The 17,199-nt window shown below is 40.7% G+C and carries 17 protein-coding genes; 15 read left to right on the forward strand and 2 right to left on the reverse strand.

The annotated features are described in order from the left end of the window. The first annotated feature begins 53 nt into the window (after positions 1–53). The 9 genes from glpO to IGI44_RS22920 all read left to right on the forward strand — a co-directional run bounded on the left by glpO (position 54) and on the right by IGI44_RS22920 (position 9,403). Entirely contained in the window at positions 54–1,865 is a 1,812-nt protein-coding gene (gene glpO, locus IGI44_RS22880; RefSeq protein WP_438790314.1) for a type 1 glycerol-3-phosphate oxidase, read from the forward strand. A gap of 19 nt (positions 1,866–1,884) precedes the next feature. Next, a complete protein-coding gene (glpK, locus tag IGI44_RS22885; RefSeq protein WP_438790211.1) occupies positions 1,885–3,393 on the forward strand; it encodes a glycerol kinase GlpK in 1,509 nt (502 codons plus the stop codon). Positions 3,394–3,489: 96 nt separating this feature from the next. Continuing rightward, positions 3,490–4,212, forward strand: a complete 723-nt coding sequence (locus IGI44_RS22890; protein ID WP_438790212.1) for an MIP/aquaporin family protein — start codon at positions 3,490–3,492, stop codon at positions 4,210–4,212. Between the two features lie 63 nt (positions 4,213–4,275). Continuing rightward, entirely contained in the window at positions 4,276–4,740 is a 465-nt protein-coding gene (locus tag IGI44_RS22895; RefSeq protein ID WP_438790213.1) for a GNAT family N-acetyltransferase, read from the forward strand. 117 nt (positions 4,741–4,857) lie between these two features. Beyond that, complete coding sequence (dhaK, locus tag IGI44_RS22900) at positions 4,858–5,841, forward strand: dihydroxyacetone kinase subunit DhaK (RefSeq protein WP_438790214.1); 984 nt, start codon at positions 4,858–4,860, stop codon at positions 5,839–5,841. Positions 5,842–5,907: 66 nt separating this feature from the next. After that, positions 5,908–6,486: a dihydroxyacetone kinase subunit DhaL gene (gene dhaL, locus IGI44_RS22905; RefSeq protein WP_438790215.1), complete on the forward strand. Its 579-nt coding sequence runs from the start codon at positions 5,908–5,910 to the stop codon at positions 6,484–6,486. Further along, positions 6,479–6,847 (forward strand): dihydroxyacetone kinase phosphoryl donor subunit DhaM, encoded by a 369-nt coding sequence (gene dhaM / locus IGI44_RS22910; RefSeq protein WP_438790216.1) that lies wholly within the window; start codon positions 6,479–6,481, stop codon positions 6,845–6,847. Before dhaL ends, dhaM begins: the two co-directional genes overlap by 8 nt. A gap of 165 nt (positions 6,848–7,012) precedes the next feature. Continuing rightward, positions 7,013–8,185: a M20 metallopeptidase family protein gene (locus IGI44_RS22915; RefSeq protein ID WP_438790217.1), complete on the forward strand. Its 1,173-nt coding sequence runs from the start codon at positions 7,013–7,015 to the stop codon at positions 8,183–8,185. Positions 8,186–8,188: 3 nt separating this feature from the next. Beyond that, a complete protein-coding gene (locus IGI44_RS22920) occupies positions 8,189–9,403 on the forward strand; it encodes an MFS transporter (protein ID WP_438790218.1) in 1,215 nt (404 codons plus the stop codon). Between the two features lie 69 nt (positions 9,404–9,472). Here the strand turns inward: IGI44_RS22920 and IGI44_RS22925 are convergent, their stop codons facing one another. Both IGI44_RS22925 and IGI44_RS22930 read right to left on the reverse strand, forming a co-directional pair. Further along, the gene (locus tag IGI44_RS22925; protein WP_438790219.1) at positions 9,473–10,165 is read right to left on the reverse strand and encodes a DUF2461 domain-containing protein; all 693 of its coding nucleotides are present in this window, start codon (positions 10,163–10,165) and stop codon (positions 9,473–9,475) included. Next, on the reverse strand, positions 10,155–11,009 hold the full coding sequence (locus tag IGI44_RS22930) for an RNA polymerase sigma factor (protein ID WP_438790220.1): 855 nt from the start codon (positions 11,007–11,009) through the stop codon (positions 10,155–10,157). Before IGI44_RS22930 ends, IGI44_RS22925 begins: the two co-directional genes overlap by 11 nt. A 187-nt stretch (positions 11,010–11,196) precedes the next feature. On the opposite strand from IGI44_RS22930, the gene IGI44_RS22935 reads away from it, so the two are divergent. The 6 genes from IGI44_RS22935 (at position 11,197) to IGI44_RS22960 (ending at position 17,182) form a co-directional block, all read left to right on the forward strand. Further along, positions 11,197–11,571, forward strand: coding sequence for a GntR family transcriptional regulator (locus IGI44_RS22935; protein WP_438790221.1), 375 nt, complete (start codon positions 11,197–11,199; stop codon positions 11,569–11,571). After that, positions 11,572–12,417 (forward strand): ABC transporter ATP-binding protein, encoded by an 846-nt coding sequence (locus IGI44_RS22940; RefSeq protein WP_438790222.1) that lies wholly within the window; start codon positions 11,572–11,574, stop codon positions 12,415–12,417. A 1-nt stretch (position 12,418) separates the two neighbouring features. Continuing rightward, positions 12,419–13,075 carry an ABC-2 transporter permease gene (locus IGI44_RS22945; RefSeq protein ID WP_438790223.1) on the forward strand — a complete coding sequence of 219 codons (657 nt, stop codon included), beginning with the start codon at positions 12,419–12,421 and terminating at the stop codon, positions 13,073–13,075. A 345-nt stretch (positions 13,076–13,420) separates the two neighbouring features. After that, positions 13,421–16,192 carry a sigma 54-interacting transcriptional regulator gene (locus IGI44_RS22950; RefSeq protein WP_438790224.1) on the forward strand — a complete coding sequence of 924 codons (2,772 nt, stop codon included), beginning with the start codon at positions 13,421–13,423 and terminating at the stop codon, positions 16,190–16,192. 80 nt (positions 16,193–16,272) lie between these two features. Continuing rightward, positions 16,273–16,692, forward strand: coding sequence for a PTS sugar transporter subunit IIA (locus tag IGI44_RS22955; protein ID WP_438790225.1), 420 nt, complete (start codon positions 16,273–16,275; stop codon positions 16,690–16,692). A 19-nt stretch (positions 16,693–16,711) separates the two neighbouring features. Then, positions 16,712–17,182 carry a PTS sugar transporter subunit IIB gene (locus IGI44_RS22960; protein ID WP_438790226.1) on the forward strand — a complete coding sequence of 157 codons (471 nt, stop codon included), beginning with the start codon at positions 16,712–16,714 and terminating at the stop codon, positions 17,180–17,182. Positions 17,183–17,199: the final 17 nt, after the last annotated feature.

Raw genomic sequence — 17,199 nt, forward strand, 5'->3', positions numbered from 1 at the left:
TTATTTGCCATTTTAAAGAGGGATATTCAATGAAAAAGAGTGAGGTGAAAAGTATGTTTTCTTTTAATGAGCGAAACCGAATGATTCAACAGTTAAAGGCGGAGACATTTGATTTAGTAATAATCGGTGGTGGAATCACAGGAGCTGGAGTCGCCTTGCAGGCGGCAGCTTCTGGATTATCTGTGGCGTTACTGGAAATGCAAGACTTTGCTGAAGGAACCTCTTCGCGCTCGACAAAGCTGGTCCACGGAGGGTTACGCTATCTTAAAACATTTGATGTCGAAGTCGTTGCGGATACGGTCAGCGAACGTGCGATTATTCAAGGGATCGCTCCACATATTCCGAAAGCGGATCCAATGATTTTGCCGATCTTCGATGAACCAGGTTCCACTTTCAACCTGTTTTCTGTAAAAGTCGCTATGGATCTTTATGATCATTTAGCTGGAATTACTGGGGGTGAATATGCAAATTACATGCTGAGTAAAGAGGAAATCTTGGAACGGGAGCCTCAGCTAGCTTCGGAAGGTCTTTTAGGCGGCGGGGTGTACTTAGACTATCGAAATAACGATGCCCGTTTAGTGATTGAAAATATCAAGCGAGCGGTGGATGATGGCGCGATTGCCCTCAGTCGTATGAAGGTCGAAGAAATTTTCCATGATAACCAAGGAAAAGTTTCTGGCGTGAAAGCAAAAGATTGCTTAACTGATGAAGTGGTTACTATTAATAGCAAGTTGGTCATTAATACAGCAGGACCATGGTCAGATTTAGTAAATAAACTGGATAAGAATATTGATCATAAGCCGCATATGCGACCAACGAAAGGCGTGCATTTAGTTGTTGATGGTGAAAAACTTAACGTGCCGCAGCCAACTTATTTTGACACTGGAGAAAATGACGGACGAATGGTCTTTGTCATTCCAAGAGAAAATAAAACCTATTTTGGTACCACGGATACTGACTATCAAGGGGATTTCAATCATCCGACCGTCGAACAGTCAGATGTAGATTATTTGTTGAAGATCGTTAATCATCGATACCCTGAGGTCAACTTGACGATTGAGGATATCGAAGCCGCCTGGGTGGGCTTGCGTCCATTGATAAGTGAAGCCGGCGGCGATTACAATGGGACAAAGAAAGAAAAAATCAGTGACGAAAACTTCGAAAAAATCATACATGCAGCAAAAGATTATTCAGAAGGCAAACAATCGCGCCCAGAAGTAGAAAAGACAATTACTGATGCGGCAAAGGAAGAACCTAAGGACAATCCTTCTGCCGTTTCTCGCGGCAGTGATTTAACGATTGCTGACGATGGGTTATTGATTTTATCTGGTGGTAAATTGACAGATTACCGTTTGATGGCCACAGGAGCGATGAAGAAAATTATTGAGCTTTTATCTGACAGTCAGTTCAAACTGATCGACTCAGAAAAATATCCTGTATCTGGCGGAGAACTTGATCCGGAAACTGTCGATGAAGCCTTAGAAGCCATTGCTAAGAAAGGTGAAGATCAGGGATTAAGCCCTGAAGATGCCAAGTTTATTGCCGAGCTTTACGGTTCGAATGCCGAGAAAGTTTTCGATTTAAAAGATCAAAGAACTTTTGAAGGACTATCTTTGGCGGAATCCATGTCGTTACGCTATGCAATGGAAGAAGAGATGACAGTGACACCAGTGGATTACTTGCTACGCCGAACCAACTATATGCTGTTTATCAGCCATCGCTTAATGGAAATCAAAGACGCTGTTGTTGATGCCATGGCTGGCTATTTTGAATGGGATGCAGGAACGAAGGAGGCGTATCAATCAGAACTAGATCAACAGATCAAGGAAACTCAATTAACGGATTTAAAAAAGCACCAAATATAATATAAAAAGGAGTGGGAACATGGAGTCTTATATCATGTCAATCGATCAAGGAACAACGTCAAGCAGGGCAATCGTTTTCGACAAAGCAGGGAAGGAAGTAAGTTCTTCTCAAAAAGAATTTACGCAGCATTTTCCAAAACCAGGCTGGGTAGAACATGATGCAAATGAGATTTGGAACTCGGTTCAATCAGTTATTGCAGGATCATTAATTGAAGGCGGTTTAAAACCCGATCAAATCGAAGGAATCGGGATCACCAATCAACGTGAAACAACGGTCATTTGGGAAAAAGAAACGGGACATCCAATCTATAACGCAATTGTCTGGCAATCGAAACAAACAAGTGACATTGCAGATGAGTTAAAAGAGCAAGGACACTCTGAAATGATTCAAAAGAAAACAGGACTGTTAATCGACTCTTATTTCTCGGCAACCAAAGTAAAATGGATCTTGGATCATGTAGAAGGTTCACGTGAACGGGCAAGAAATGGTGAATTACTATTCGGAACAATCGATACTTGGTTGGTTTGGAAATTAACAGGCGGTGAAGCCCATGTATCTGATTATACGAATGCCAGTCGGACAATGATGTACAACATTTATGACTTGGAATGGGATCAAGAAATTTTAGATTTATTAGATATTCCAAAAGAGATTCTACCAGAGGTAAAATCAAATTCAGAGGTTTATGGTTATACAGCTGATTATCATTTCTATGGTAACAAGGTGCCAATCGCAGGGATGGCAGGAGACCAGCAAGCGGCTCTCGTTGGTCAACTGGCCTTTGACAAAGGAATGGTTAAGAATACTTATGGAACGGGTGCCTTTATTGTAATGAACACGGGTGAGGAACCAATTCTTTCTGAAAACGGTTTATTGACCACGATTGGTTATGGTATTGACGGTAAAGTGACATATGCCTTAGAAGGAAGTGTGTTCGTTGCTGGTTCTGCCATTCAATGGTTGCGTGATGGGTTGCGCATGTTTACAAAAGCTCCGCAATCTGAAGACTATGCAAAACGGGTAGATAGCAGCGAGAATGTGTATGTGGTCCCTGCCTTCACTGGTCTAGGCGCACCGTACTGGGATCAACAGGCTCGTGGGGCAATCTTCGGATTAACTCGCGGAACGACAAAAGAACATTTCATTCGTGCAACCTTAGAATCATTAGCGTATCAAACAGCGGATGTTGTGAAAACGATGAATAAAGATTCTGGTACAGATATTAAATTATTACGTGTGGATGGCGGTGCATCGAAAAATGATCTATTGCTGCAGTTCCAAGCAGATATTCTGCAAACACCGGTAGAACGTGCACCATATTTAGAAACAACAGCATTAGGTGTAGCGTATCTTGCTGGATTAGCGGTTGGTTATTGGAAAGATGTGGATGAGATTAAGAAATTCGCTTCTGATGGTCAGCGCTACGAACCAGCGATGGATCAAGACGTGACAGACGATCTTTACGCAGGCTGGCAAGAAGCAGTCCAAGCGACGATGCAATATAAACATCAACCTAAAGAAAAATAAGTGAATAAATCAGCTGCACAGCGCAACTAAATTTTTATGAGAGAAAAAATTTACTGTGCAGCTGAATAGTAACAAAAAATTAAAGGGGATGAGTTTATGGACACGAGTATGTCAACGCAGGTAATTGGAGAGATTATTGGAACAATGGTCTTAGTATTATTAGGTGATGGTGTTGTAGCCGGAGTAAGTTTGCGAAAAACAAAGGCAGAAGGAGCGGGCTGGATAGCGATTACCTTAGGCTGGGGCGCCGCTGTTACAATTGGTGCTTATGCTGCAGGTTATATGTCATTTGCCCATTTGAATCCTGCTGTAACGATTGGTATGGCGATTGCCGGAAAAATCGGCTGGGATATGGTTGTCCCATATATTTTAGGCCAAATGATCGGTGCTATTATTGGGGCGGTTTTGGTATACATTCATTACTATCCGCATTGGAAAGAAACCAAAGATCAAGCGACAATTTTAGGTGTATTCGCAACCGGTCCAGCAATTCGCAACTTGGGCGCCAACCTAATTAGTGAGATTATTGGAACCTTTATGCTGGTCTTTGCTTTATTAGCTTTCGGAATGAGTAAATTTGGTGATGGTTTAAATCCCATAGCTGTTGGGATTTTGATTCTAGTTATAGGTCTTTCACTTGGAGGGACCACCGGATACGCCATCAATCCTGCCCGAGACTTGGGACCACGAATTGCTCACGCATTTTTACCGATTCCAAATAAGGGCGATTCTGATTGGGGCTATGCTTGGGTACCAGTCATCGGTCCAATTATTGGTGGCATTTTAGCAGCACTATTGTTCATGATTTTACCTATGTAAGTGTTATGGGGTAATAGAAATTTCTATTACCCTCGTCTATTTTTAATTTAGGAAGAAAGTGGCATGAAGGAAACGAAGAAAATAAAAACCAAACGGCTAATAATTAGGAAATTCCTTTCTAGTGATTGGGCGGATCTTTGGGAATATTTGTCGGATGAACGAGTGGTGAAATTTGAACCTTATGAACCGATCAATCAGCAACAGAGTAAAGAAATAGCCCTCAGCCATAGTAAATCTGACGAATTTTGGGCAGTCTGTCTTGGAGGAAAAGTGATTGGTAATATCTATCTGGAAGAAGTCGTAGAAGGCAGCTGGGAGATAGGTTTCGTTTTTCACTACGACTATCAACATCAAGGCTTTGCCTATGAAGCAGCCATGGTTATGATTGACCAAGTTTTCGCACAAGGTGCGCATCGTATTTTTGCCGAATGTCACCCGGAAAATAGAGCATCATGGAAACTTTTAGAAAATTTAGGTTTCATCAAAGAGGCTCATTTAAGAAAAAATATCTTTTTCAAAAAACAATAAATGGGTTACCCATATGGCAAGATACCTTGGTTTACGGATTATTAGCAGAAGATAGAATGTTAGTAAGAGCATATTTGTGAAAAAAGGAATACACTGATAACAGAGGGGGAAACGCAAGTGAAAAAAATTATCAATGATCCAAAGAATGTCGTGGAAGAAATGGTAAGTGGATTAGTTGGCGCTTATCCTGATTACGTAAAGCAAGTCCCTGAAACATTAGTGGTAGCGCGCAGTGATGATTATGATCAGGTTGCTTTGGTCAGTGGTGGAGGAAGTGGCCACGAGCCTTCACATGCTGGCTTTGTCGGTGATGGCATGCTGAGTGCTGCCGTGTGCGGACAAGTATTCACCTCACCAACACCCGATCAAATTCATGAGGCAATTAAAGCAACGGACAAAGGCAAAGGCACGATCATGATCGTTAAAAATTATTCTGGCGATGTGATGAACTTCGATATGGCTAAGGACTTGGCTGAAATGGAGGATATCGAAGTTGATTCGATTTTAGTTGATGACGATATTGCTGTGGAAGACAGCACATACACGCAAGGTCGTCGTGGTGTTGCTGGAACTGTCTTAGTTCATAAAATAATCGGCGGTATGGCTCGTGAAGGAAAGACGGTCTCCGAACTAGCTTCTTATGGTAAAGATTTAGTAAAAGACATTAAAACCGTTGGAATCGCATTGTCTGGCGCAACTGTACCTGAGGTTGGAAAACCTGGGTTCGTATTAGCTGATGATGAGATGGAATTCGGAGTTGGTATCCATGGTGAACCGGGGTATCGTCGGGAAGCAATCAAACCATCTTACGAGATTGCGAAAGAGATTATTGGTAAATTGAAAGCAGAATTCAATTGGCAATCAGGCGATAAATACGGCTTATTTGTGAACGGTATGGGGGCGACTCCGTTAATGGAGTTGTTTATCCTGTTTAACGATTCAAAGAAAATTTTATCCGAAGAAGGAATCGAACTGACCTTCAGTAAAGTCGGTAATTATATGACATCACTTGAAATGGCCGGTGCATCAATTACAATGATCAAATTAGATGATGAACGTTTACGTTTATTGAATGAACCAGTTCATACTATTGCTTGGTAATGAATTTTGAGCTGGCTAATTTCACTAATCGCAAGCTAAATGAAAAAGTATTCAAGGAGGCACATTATGTTTACACCAGAAAATTTGCGTAAAACATTAGAATTATTCAATGAAAAAATTCAAATTAAGAAGGATTATTTGAGCGAGCTGGATACACCAATCGGTGACGGGGACCATGGAAACAATATGGCTCGAGGCATGGATGCGGTAATGGCAGCGGATCTGTCTGGCGAGCTGCCAGATATTTTTAAAGCGACTGCAATGGCGTTAATCAGCAAAGTTGGTGGAGCATCCGGACCTCTCTACGGTACGGCGATGATGGAAATGATGAAAGCCAGCAAGGAAACAAGCGATCCAGAAATTTTATTGAAGGCAGCGATCGCCGGTATTATGAAACGTGGAAATTCTACGGTTGGTGAAAAGACAATGTTAGATTTATGGGTGCCGGCAGTAGATAATTTAAATAACGGTACTTTAAATCCTGCGACCTTAGAGATACTTGTTGAACAAACGAAAAACATTAAAGCTACAAAAGGCCGTGCTTCATATGTAGGAGAGCGTTCAATCGGTCATATTGACCCAGGTGCGATGTCATCTGCTTACTTCTTCGAATCAATGATTGAGGCAGGTGTTTTCAGTGAGTAGAGGGGTTGTTTTAGTTTCCCATACAAAAGAAATTCCAGAAGGGTTGAAACGTTTGATTGGTGAAGTTGCGAAGGATGTTCCCATTACAACTGCTGGCGGATTGGAAGATGGCGGCATTGGTACATCTATGGAGCGGATTTCACTGGCAATCGAAGAGAATTCGGCAGATGAACTGTTAGCGTTTTATGATCTAGGTAGCGCCAAAATGAATTTAGAAATGGCCATCGAAATGACGGATAAAAAGGTTACTTTATTTGATACCGCAATGGTTGAGAGTGCTTATACTGCTTGTGCACTACTAGCCGCGGATGTCGAAGAAGAGGATATCGAGAAACAATTAGCGGCATTAAAAGTTAAATAAAACAATAAAATGAGCAGTTGAGAAGTCAAGTGAAATTGACTTCTTTTTTTGTATAAAATAACACTATAATTCAGAAACAGCTTTTTTTCTTTTTTTGAGATTAAAAAGTAAAAAACTATTTTTTCTTTTGTTGTGCTATGATTTTTCTCAAAAGGGGGAATCAAGATGGAAACGAACGAAGAGACAGCATTGCAAACCGAATTAGTAAAGATTCGCAGACAATTGCACCAAAATCCAGAAGTAGGAATGGAATTGCCAGCCACAAAAGAATTTGTCTGGAAAAAAGTACTTGAATATGGATATGAACCGCAAGAATGCGGGAAGATGGGCATCACGTGTACCATCGGTCACGGAGAGAAGGTTTTCTTATTGCGGGGCGATATGGATGCGCTTCCGCTGGTGGAGGACACTGATTTGGAGTTCCGCTCAGAGAATGGTGCGATGCATGCGTGTGGACATGATATGCATACAACAATGTTATTAGGTGCTGCGCAGCTTTTAAAAGAGCGCGAAGCGGAATTATCAGGAGTAGTAAAATTTTTATTCCAACCAGGGGAAGAAATTTTGCAAGGAGCTAAGGATTGTCTAGATGCAGGGGTATTAGAAAGTCCCAAAGTTGATGCTGGAGCAATGATCCATGTCTTTCCTTTCAAAGATTTGCCACTGAAGAATGTTTTTGTCGCACCGGCAGGAACGTTTATGGCCAGTGCGGATTGGTTTGAAATCAAGATTGAAGGCGTGGGTAGTCACGGTTCGATGCCGGAAGTTTCCATTGATCCAATTAATGTGGCGACTAAGATTTACGATGCACTGCAAACTCTTTCTGCTCGCGAAATCAGTTCAGCTGAACGCTTTGTTTTAACAATCGGAGAGTTTGTCGGTGGCACGCCCGGCTCCTCAAATGTTATCCCTAGTTCGGCTTATATGAAAGGAACATTACGGACCCTAAAAGAGGAAGTTCGCCAACATATTAAGCAACGAATGGTCGAAATTTCAGAATCCATTGGCCAAGCATTTGGCGCGAAAGTTGTCATTGATTTTACCAATGGTTGCTGTAGTAATGAAATTGATCAAACCGTTACTGAAACGATCAAAGAAGGATTAGAAAAAGTCTTTCCTTCAAATGTTTTGCAGGAGTCTCCATTGGCTGTACCAATGATGGGGAGTGAAGATTTTGGCGAGATCAGTCATCGAATTCCGACGACTACAATGTTTATTACTGCGGCAGACACAGAATTAATGCTGCATAATCCGAAAATCGTTTTAGATGAATCTATTTTGTCATTCGGCGCAGCTGTTTATGTAGAAGCAGCTCTGGCTTATCTAGAAAGTGTATAGTTTATGGAAAAAAGCAAGATTAATCGATCATTGATTCTGATATTTCTTGGCTATACTTGTGTCTATCTAGACAAAAATATCATAAGTTTGTCCGTCATTCCCATCGCACAGGATTTAGGAATGAATGCTGGACAAAAAGGCTTGATTTTAAGTGCTTTTTTCTTAGGCTATACCTTGTTTCAAATTCCCTTTGGTTTTTTAGGCAATCGTCTGGGGAGTCGGAAAATTATGACTTTTGCGATTTTGCTGATCGGCACATTAATGATTTGTTTAGGTTTCGGTTTTTCGTTCATTTATTTGTTATTGATTCGTTTTGCAGCAGGATCGTTTGCGCATGCCGGGTATCCATCCGCGGTGAGTGCCTTTATTACAATGGAGGTTGAACCTGCAAAACGAGGTTCAGTACAGTCGTCAATGATTGCTTCCTCTGGCTTTGCCGGAATTGTCGGACCGCTCTTAGTAGCGCCCTTACTAACAGCGGTTGGTTGGAAAATGACGTATTTCGTATACGGTGTGATTGTATTAGTAATTGGCTTTCTAATGATTCGAGGCATTCCAAAAAACAGCGGACAACCAATCATTTCTGCTAGCCAGTCAAATATTACTTTCTCCGAAGTGATTAAGGATCGAAATGTTTGGATCATGGTTTTTGCTGCATTTTTTATCAATGCGGCGGTTTATGGAATGACTGGCTGGATTGCTTCTTATCTCGTTGATGAGTTCAGCTTGACGATGAATAAGATGGCGATGATGAGTGCCTTGATTGGTTTAGTGATGATGGTTAGCGCCATGTTTGCTGGTTCAATGATAGGTCGCTATTTTAGGGATCGCGAAAAACAAGTGATCTTTGCTGCTTCTGCACTGGGTGGTTTAGTTGCGTTTCTGTTGTCAATGAGTGATTCGTTAGTGTTAAGCATGATTTTCTTAGCAATTGCGGTTGCGTCGGCGAGCATTGGCTTTGCGACTTTAATGAGTTTACCTGTGAAGTTATTTGCTGAACGAGAAGTCTCGACCAAGTATTCAATCATCAATGCGATTGGGGTTTCCGGTGGTTTCTTTGCTCCTATGATCATAGGGTGGTTAGTGAATACCAGCGGCTCATACAGTGGGGCCTTTACATTCATTGCATTCGTTTTTGTTTTAGCGGGAATTGTTTCGCTTGTGATCCAGCCGAAAGAAAGTAAGCGGCCGGTTGGAGAGTTGGAACGGCAAAAATAGAATAGTCCGTACTCAAAGTAAGGTGAAGAAGACCGCCAACCATCGTATTCTGATGGTTGGCGGTCTTCTTTAGTTTCGCTCTGGAAAGGTAAAGTCTTTCAATGCCTGATTTAAAAAGTGATTAAATTCTTTCATCAACAAAAACTTTTCCACTGTTTCGGCAACAAAATCAGTGGCATTCAATATTTCTTGATCGGTTAAAGGATATTCTAAATACATGCTCTTATATTTTAGATAGTCAGCGATCGGGGAGTCGGCATAATTTTCGTAGCCCCGAGGCATTCGTGTGAGTTGTTTGCCTAAAACAGTAAAATGTTTCTTGAAGATTGGGTTCTGAACAATTGCTAGAAACGCTGCCTCGTGTTCAATGATCGCTTGGCGAATCATTTCAGTGGCTTCAGAAAACATATCAGCAAAAAGACCTCCGCCTAAGAAAGAGTGATTATTGGGTTTTAGGAAAAGATAGTAGCCCACTGGGATCGGCAATTTGCCTTTTGGCCCAATATGCGCACGAAAAACGGGATTATAAGGCGTTTTATCATGGCTGAAGCGGGTATCTCGATTAAGCTTAAAGGTGAGATTTTTCGCTGGAAAAATTGGAATTGCTGGATCTTTTTCATGTAGCGCGACGGATAAGTCATCAATTAGTAGTTGAAACTCTTGAACAGCAGCTGTTCGTTGTTCCTTGCTTTGATGAAACCATTCTTGATGGTTGTTTTTCTCTAATGCTGATAAATAGGTAAAGATTTTTTCATAGGCCATAGACGGAGTCCTCCTTGATTAATTCCGAAAGCTGCTTTGATTCCAGTAGTGCTCGTAGAAATTGTTGTGAATCAAATGCTGATTGGTAATGGGATAAGGTTTCAAATAGCAGGGTTTGTTCATCAACAAACTCCATATTCTTTTTTTGCTGGTGAATTTCAGCGATGGTCAATTCCTTTAACGAGGAATAATCCAGTCTTTTCGGGTCTAGTCGATGCTGTTTAATCGCAAAAGGCACACGTCTTCTACAGTCACATTTTCCTCCAGCGTGCCCACAATAGTTCTCTAAAAATCGCCCCATTCGTTTTCGTGTCCGTGAAAGCTTCTGGCGATAGGTATCTGGTGTTATTTGCAAAAGGGTGCTGGCCAACTGGCTATTCATTTTGAACATCGTTCCAAGAATAAAAACACAACGTTCTTCTGGACTTAAACATTGGAGCATAATGTTTGTGCAGGAAAGCTTTAATTCTTCACTCAACTCTTCCTCCTCCAACTCACTAAAGGCACCATCCATGGTTGGGATCGGCTGATCCAAATCTTTTTGCATGAGATCAAAGGTTAGCTGCTCCTGAAAGGACCGTTTCTTTTGGTCGGTGATCAAATGATTCACAGCAATACGATATACCCAAGTACTGAAACGGCTCTGTTGTTTGAAGGCAGCTAAGTTCGTAACAATTTTTAATAAAATCTCTTGGGTGGCATCTTCTGCATCAAAGACATTCCCCAACATGCGTAAAGACAAATTAAAAACAAGGTATTTCACCTCATTGAGTAATTCAGTCACTGCTTCGCAATCACCAGTTAAAGCAGATTGAATCAGTAGGATCTCTTCTTCGCTTTTCATTTCTTTTACCTCCTTTACTCATTAGACAAACGAGAATGCTAAGTGTGACACTTTCTTGGCAGGTTTATTTATTATTTTGACAGATCTTTTGACGACTGACTATAAGTATTTTTCGTGATGCAACCAAATAGTATATTGACAACTGATATATACTGTTATATACTGTTTACGAAGAGGTGGAGGAATCATGAAAATTATTATTCAGCACTCATCGATGACGCCAATCTATGAGCAGCTGGTAGAACAAATTAAACATGCGATCATCCAAGAGGAGCTGAAGGAAAACGACGCGTTGCCTTCAGTGCGATCGTTAGCCAAAGAATTGAAAATCAGTGCGTTGACAGTCAAAAAAGCCTACGATGCATTGGATCAAGAAGGAATGATTACCACTGTCCACGGAAAAGGAAGTTTTGTTTGCGGTATCAATCCGTCATTGAAAAAGGAGGAGCAACTAAAAGCAATCCAAGAGGAACTTGAAGGCATTGTCACTAAAGCACGCTTGGCTGGAATGAGTGACAAGGAATTAATGGAGCTTCTGGAATTATTATTGGAGGGGATATAAATGCTGAAATTAGAAAATGTAAAAAAACGGTACAAAGATTTCGAATTGGATTGCTCATTGACACTAGAGCGTGGACAAATTGTTGGACTAGTTGGACGCAATGGTGCCGGAAAAAGCACCGCATTTAAATTAGCTCTCGGATTAATCAGTCGTGATAGCGGGAGCGTCGACCTGTTTAACAAACCAGTTAATAAAATTTCGGATAAAGACCGGCAACGTATTGGTGTTTCAATGGGAGATGTTGGTTTCTATGAACAGCTGACTATCAAAGAAATTGTCTCAATTTTGCGAAACTTCTATGTTCAATTTGAACAAGAGTATTTTTTGAAAAAATGTATCGATTTTCAGCTGCCGTTAAATAAACCGTTAAAAGAATTTTCTACCGGAATGAAGGCGCGTTTAAGCGTGTTGATTGCATTGAGCCACAATGCCGAGCTTTTGATTTTAGACGAGCCGACCGCCGGACTGGATGTCGTCGCACGAGGGGAAATCTTGACTCTTTTGCAGGAGTATCTGGAGAAAGATGAGTCTCGTAGTATTTTGATCAGCTCCCATATTTCTACGGATTTGGAACAGCTTTGTGATTCCTTGTATTTTATTGATCAAGGAAAGATTATTTTTAGTGAAGATACAGATGTTTTATTAGACGAATACGGGATCATAAAGGTCACCGATGATCAGTATTCTAAATTGGATAAGGAATACATCACAAAAGCCTTGCCTGCTAGTTTTGGTTATCAATGCTTAACGAAGCAACGGCAGTTTTATTGTGAAAATTATCCTGAAGTAGCGGTTGAAAAAGCGAATATCGATGAGATTGTCTTTATGATGATGGGAGGGAATTAAAATGAAGGGATTATTTGTGAAGGATCTTCATTTGTTAGGAAAGCAAAAATTATTTTTTCTAGCGACGATTTTTTTGACAGTCATGAATGCGTATAATCTTCAAACGCTGGTGCTCGTTCCCTTATTCATGTTGTTCTTTGTATTGTCAATCATTTTTACGACCATCACCTTAGACGAGATGAACCATGGATTCTCCTTTTTGTTCACATTGCCTATCTCGCGAAAGAAGTATGTGGTGGAGAAATACCTTTTAGCCTATATTAGTTCAATTGCTGCGATCGTGCTTTCGATTTTCATTGTTTTGGTGATGAATCGGATGCAGGGGAGAGTGGTAGATATAAAAAGTTTTTTACTTGTTTTAATTGGTATCTTTATCGTCGGTTCCTTGTATATAAGTTTGATCCTGCCCTTTTATTTTAAGTTTGATGAAGGCAAGAGCCGTTTGATTATTATGGTCGTGATGGCAATTATTTTCTTCTTTGTTTTCTTAGGAAAAGGCTTGTTTGAGCGATTGGGAATTGATATTATGGGGCTTTTGATTCGTATCTCCAATACGCCAGCATGGATACTGTATACTGGAGGAACCATCGCAGCGATTATCGGTGGTATACTCTCTGTGGTTTTTTCGTTCAAGTTTCTTGAACAAAAGCAACTCTAAATGGAAACTGTTTCCACTGAATGGAATTGTTTAATGAAATTATGTCATCCAAGAGAAGCGATCTTGGATGATTTTTTTGTTTAAACACGATCAAAAAATATTCAACACTCTTTTCAACAGTTCAAAACATTTGTTAAAGTGTTGAAAAAAATAAACGCATTTCACAAAGTTTCTTTCTTCAAAAGAGCTGCCACTGTTTGGTACGGGGCTTGCTTTATAGAGAATTGATAGCGGTCGTTCGTAACAAAAAAAGCCGTTTTTTTCCAAATTATTTATTGTATCGGAAAAAACAAATATTGACTTTGAAGCCGCTTTTTCTATTATAAAAGGAGGGAGGGACGTGTATTGAAAGAAGAACTGTTGAATTATTTGAAAAATCAAACTGCTTTTCTCGATTTGAATGATTTAAGCGATCTCTTTACGGCGTCAAAGTTGGCGGAGATTTTTAAGGTGAAACGCAACACGGTCAGTCAGTATTTGAATCAATTGGCAGAAAATGGTGAATTGGTAAAGATAAACTCACGTCCGGTCTATTATTTTCATAAAGGCGCATTTGAAAAGCAATTTTTTGCGTTAAGCAGCAATTATTATGAAAGCGTTCAAGGGATTCTAGCTGAACAGCCTTTATTTGGAAAGGAACAGGATTTCTTTTCACTTTTGATTGGCCATGATAAAAGTTTGAATCGCGTGATCGAACAAATCAAGGCGGCGCTTAATTATCCGGATGGCGGCTTGCCGGTTCTGATTAACGGAGAGAGTGGGACGGGGAAAAGCTATTTAGTCAAATTGATTTATCATTATTGTCTTCAAAATGAACTGATTGCGGAGGACGCCCCTTTTATTACATTAAACTGTGCGCAATATGCCAATAATCCGGAGCTGTTGACGAGTAATCTCTTTGGCAGTGTTAAAGGCGCCTATACAGGGGCGGATGCTGATCGCAAAGGAGCATTTGAAGCAGCCGATGGCGGTATTTTGTTTCTAGATGAAGTTCACCGGCTAAATGCCGAGGGACAGGAGAAATTATTTACTTATTTAGATCAAGGGTTGATTTATCGAATGGGGGATACGAACCACCCGATCAATGTTCAAACTAGATTGTTTTTTGCGACAACGGAAGACTTGACGAGCAATTTTTTGACGACCTTTATTCGGCGAATTCCAATTCAGGTAACCATCCCTTCGTTGCAGCAGCGAGCGCGAAACGAACGTTTAGAACTAATTTATTCCTTTCTGATTAGTGAACAAACGAAAATCAAGCGGGAGTTGGTTATCAGTGGCCAAACATTAGAATTGTTAGCTAGCGGCAGCTTTAAAGGAAACATTGGTGAATTGCAGAATATTGTTAGGGTGATGGTCGCTAAGGCCTTTTCCGAGGCGATCCAAGATCAGCAGGTTCGGCTGACGATTTATCACCTTCCTGAAGCACTGCTTTCGTTGAATACGCAGAATCTGCAAACCTCGCTGCCGGAGGAAGTAGTAATCCACAGTGATTCTAGGCTGGATAACTTGATGTTTTCTAATAGTCAGAGCCAAAGGCGAGTCGAGGATACCTTTGCTAAAATGATTTTAGAATATCAGAAATCGCATGGCGTGTTGAGTGATTGCCACTTAAAGCTCAAGGAACTCGTGGATCAATTGTTTGATTATTTATTATTTGAAACAGATCGGCAGCAAAAGCATGAAATGCTGCTGTATTTGACTCAGTATGTACGGGAGACCTTCCGTCAGATGGAAAGCGCCTATCAAATCAAATTTAACGGCAACAGCGTGTATGCGGTAGGCTATTATTTATTCCAAAGAGGCTCCAGTCGTTGGATTTCAGAAGACAATGAAATTATGGAACGGATCCGGCAGCTTGAAGTACAGGTATCGGAGGCGTATCCTGCAAGCTACTATTATGTTCAAAGAATCCTGGAATTGTGCAAACCAAAGATCGACATTGAGATCTCAGCGATGGATCGGATTGTCTTGACCTTGTACTTGAAAAAAGCTGATTGGACGAAAGATCAAGGGATGACCAAAGCGGTAATCGTGGCTCATGGGTATGCGACTGCCAGCAGCATTGCCAATGTAGCCAATCGTTTTTTGGGAAAAGATATTTTTGAGTCTTTCGATATGCCTTTAGATGTGACGCCTCAGCAGATTGCCGAAGAAATCCTAGACTATAGTGAAAACAACGACATTTCCAATGGATTAGTCATTTTAGTAGATATGGGCAGCTTGAAGGAAATCTATCAGTATTTTCCCAAGCAGATCAATGTGCCAATCGTGATCATGAATAATGTCACCACACCATTAGCAGTTGCGGTGGGAGAAAGTATCAAGCATCAGCGAACATTGAATGAATTAGCGATGAAATCAGCGACTGAGGCGGCTTTCGATTGGGAAATTATTTATCCTGAGGAAAATCGTACCAAGGCATTATTGACCACTTGCCAAACAGGGATTGGAACCGCCAATCAAATCTGTCATTTACTGGAGAAGAGTCTTCCAAGTACCTGCGAGTTGAAGATTTTACCTTATGAATATCGCATTTTAGAAGAAAAGAAATTGGATGAAACAGTTTTTTCAATCTATGACGTGCTAGGAATTATTGGAACCGACGATCCTAAAATCGCTGAAATGCCATATCTCTCCTTAGAAGAGCTGATTTCTGGCGACGAGCAGCAGGTCTTATCAGAATGGTTAGCCCCAGTGATGACCGCAGAAGAAAACCACATTTTCAATACGAATGTGATTCGCAATTTTTCACTGGAAAAGGTGATTGATTCCGTCACTATTTTGGATACTGATAAAGTCATGAGTGAAATTGACTTATTTATGCGGGATTTGGAGCTTTCAGGGAGAATTCAGCTTTCCAATGCGAAAAAGCTGGCTTTATACGTGCATGTCAGCTGCTTGATTGAACGCTTGATCCGCAATGTTCCGATTGAAACCTACGAAGGTTATGATGAATTGTATCAGTGTCAAAAAGAACGACTGGAAAGGATCAAACAAGCGTTTAGTGTCATAGAACGAGTTTATAGTGTCACAATACCAGATTCCGAGTTGGCTTATATCTTTGATATTGTCTATAAAAACACGGATACTTCAATGAATGAGGATGAATTTTAAAGAAGCAAGCGGTGCGCCACTAATGTTGGCACACCGCTTGCTTTTATTAAGGTGTAGAGAAGATTGAGAGGTGAATAGTATTGGAAAGAAAGCTCGTTCTGGCATCTCATGGAAAATTAGCATCCGGAATCAGATCTTCGTTGGAATTGATTTGCGGAAATCAGCTTACGATAGAAACACTGGATTGCTATTTGACAGAAAGCTTTGATTTAGAAAAAGAAGTAAAAGCGATCATGAATACCTATCGCGAATGCGAATTAGTCGTAGTGACGGATTTATTCGGTGGCAGTGTGAACAATGAATTTTTGACTCAGATTGATCGTCCGAATTTCTATTTAGTGGCGGGAATGAATCTCCCTTTTTTAGTGGAGCTATCCATGCAGTTTCAACAAGCGGAATCATTGCCGAAATTGATAGAAACAACTTTAGAAAGTTCTAAGCAGACGATTCAATTTTGCAATCAATCAATCACGAACCAAATGGATGAAGAAGAATTTTAATAAAAATGGAGGGGTAAAAATGATTTTATTAACAAGAGTGGACCATCGCTTGCTGCATGGTCAGGTCGCATTTTCGTGGACTCAAGGTTTGGGTGCGGATTGTATTTTAATCGCCAATGATGATGTACCGACCAATGAGTTGCGCAAAACTACCATTAAGCTGGCGAAACCGCAAGGAGTCAAGCTAGTCATCAAGAATATCGAGGATTCCATCGTTGCACTAAAGAGCGGGGTGACCGATAAGTACAAGCTGTTTATCGTAGTTGAATCGATTGCGGATGCGAAGAAATTAGCAGAGGCTTACCCAGAGATTCAAAAAATCAATCTAGGCGGAATCAAAGCGAAAGAAGGTTCACGGAGTATCGGAAAAGCGGTTAATGTTTTGCCTGAGGAAGAAGAAATGTTGAAGGAAATGGTTGGCAACGGACTCGAAGTGGAAATTCGACAAGTACCAACAGACAAAAAAGTTGCTGTTACTGAAGTTCTTTAAAAAAGAAAGGTTGAAGA

It is taken from the genome of Enterococcus sp. DIV0756 (genome assembly GCF_051710745.1).
In the GTDB taxonomy this organism is placed as follows: domain Bacteria; phylum Bacillota; class Bacilli; order Lactobacillales; family Enterococcaceae; genus Enterococcus_A.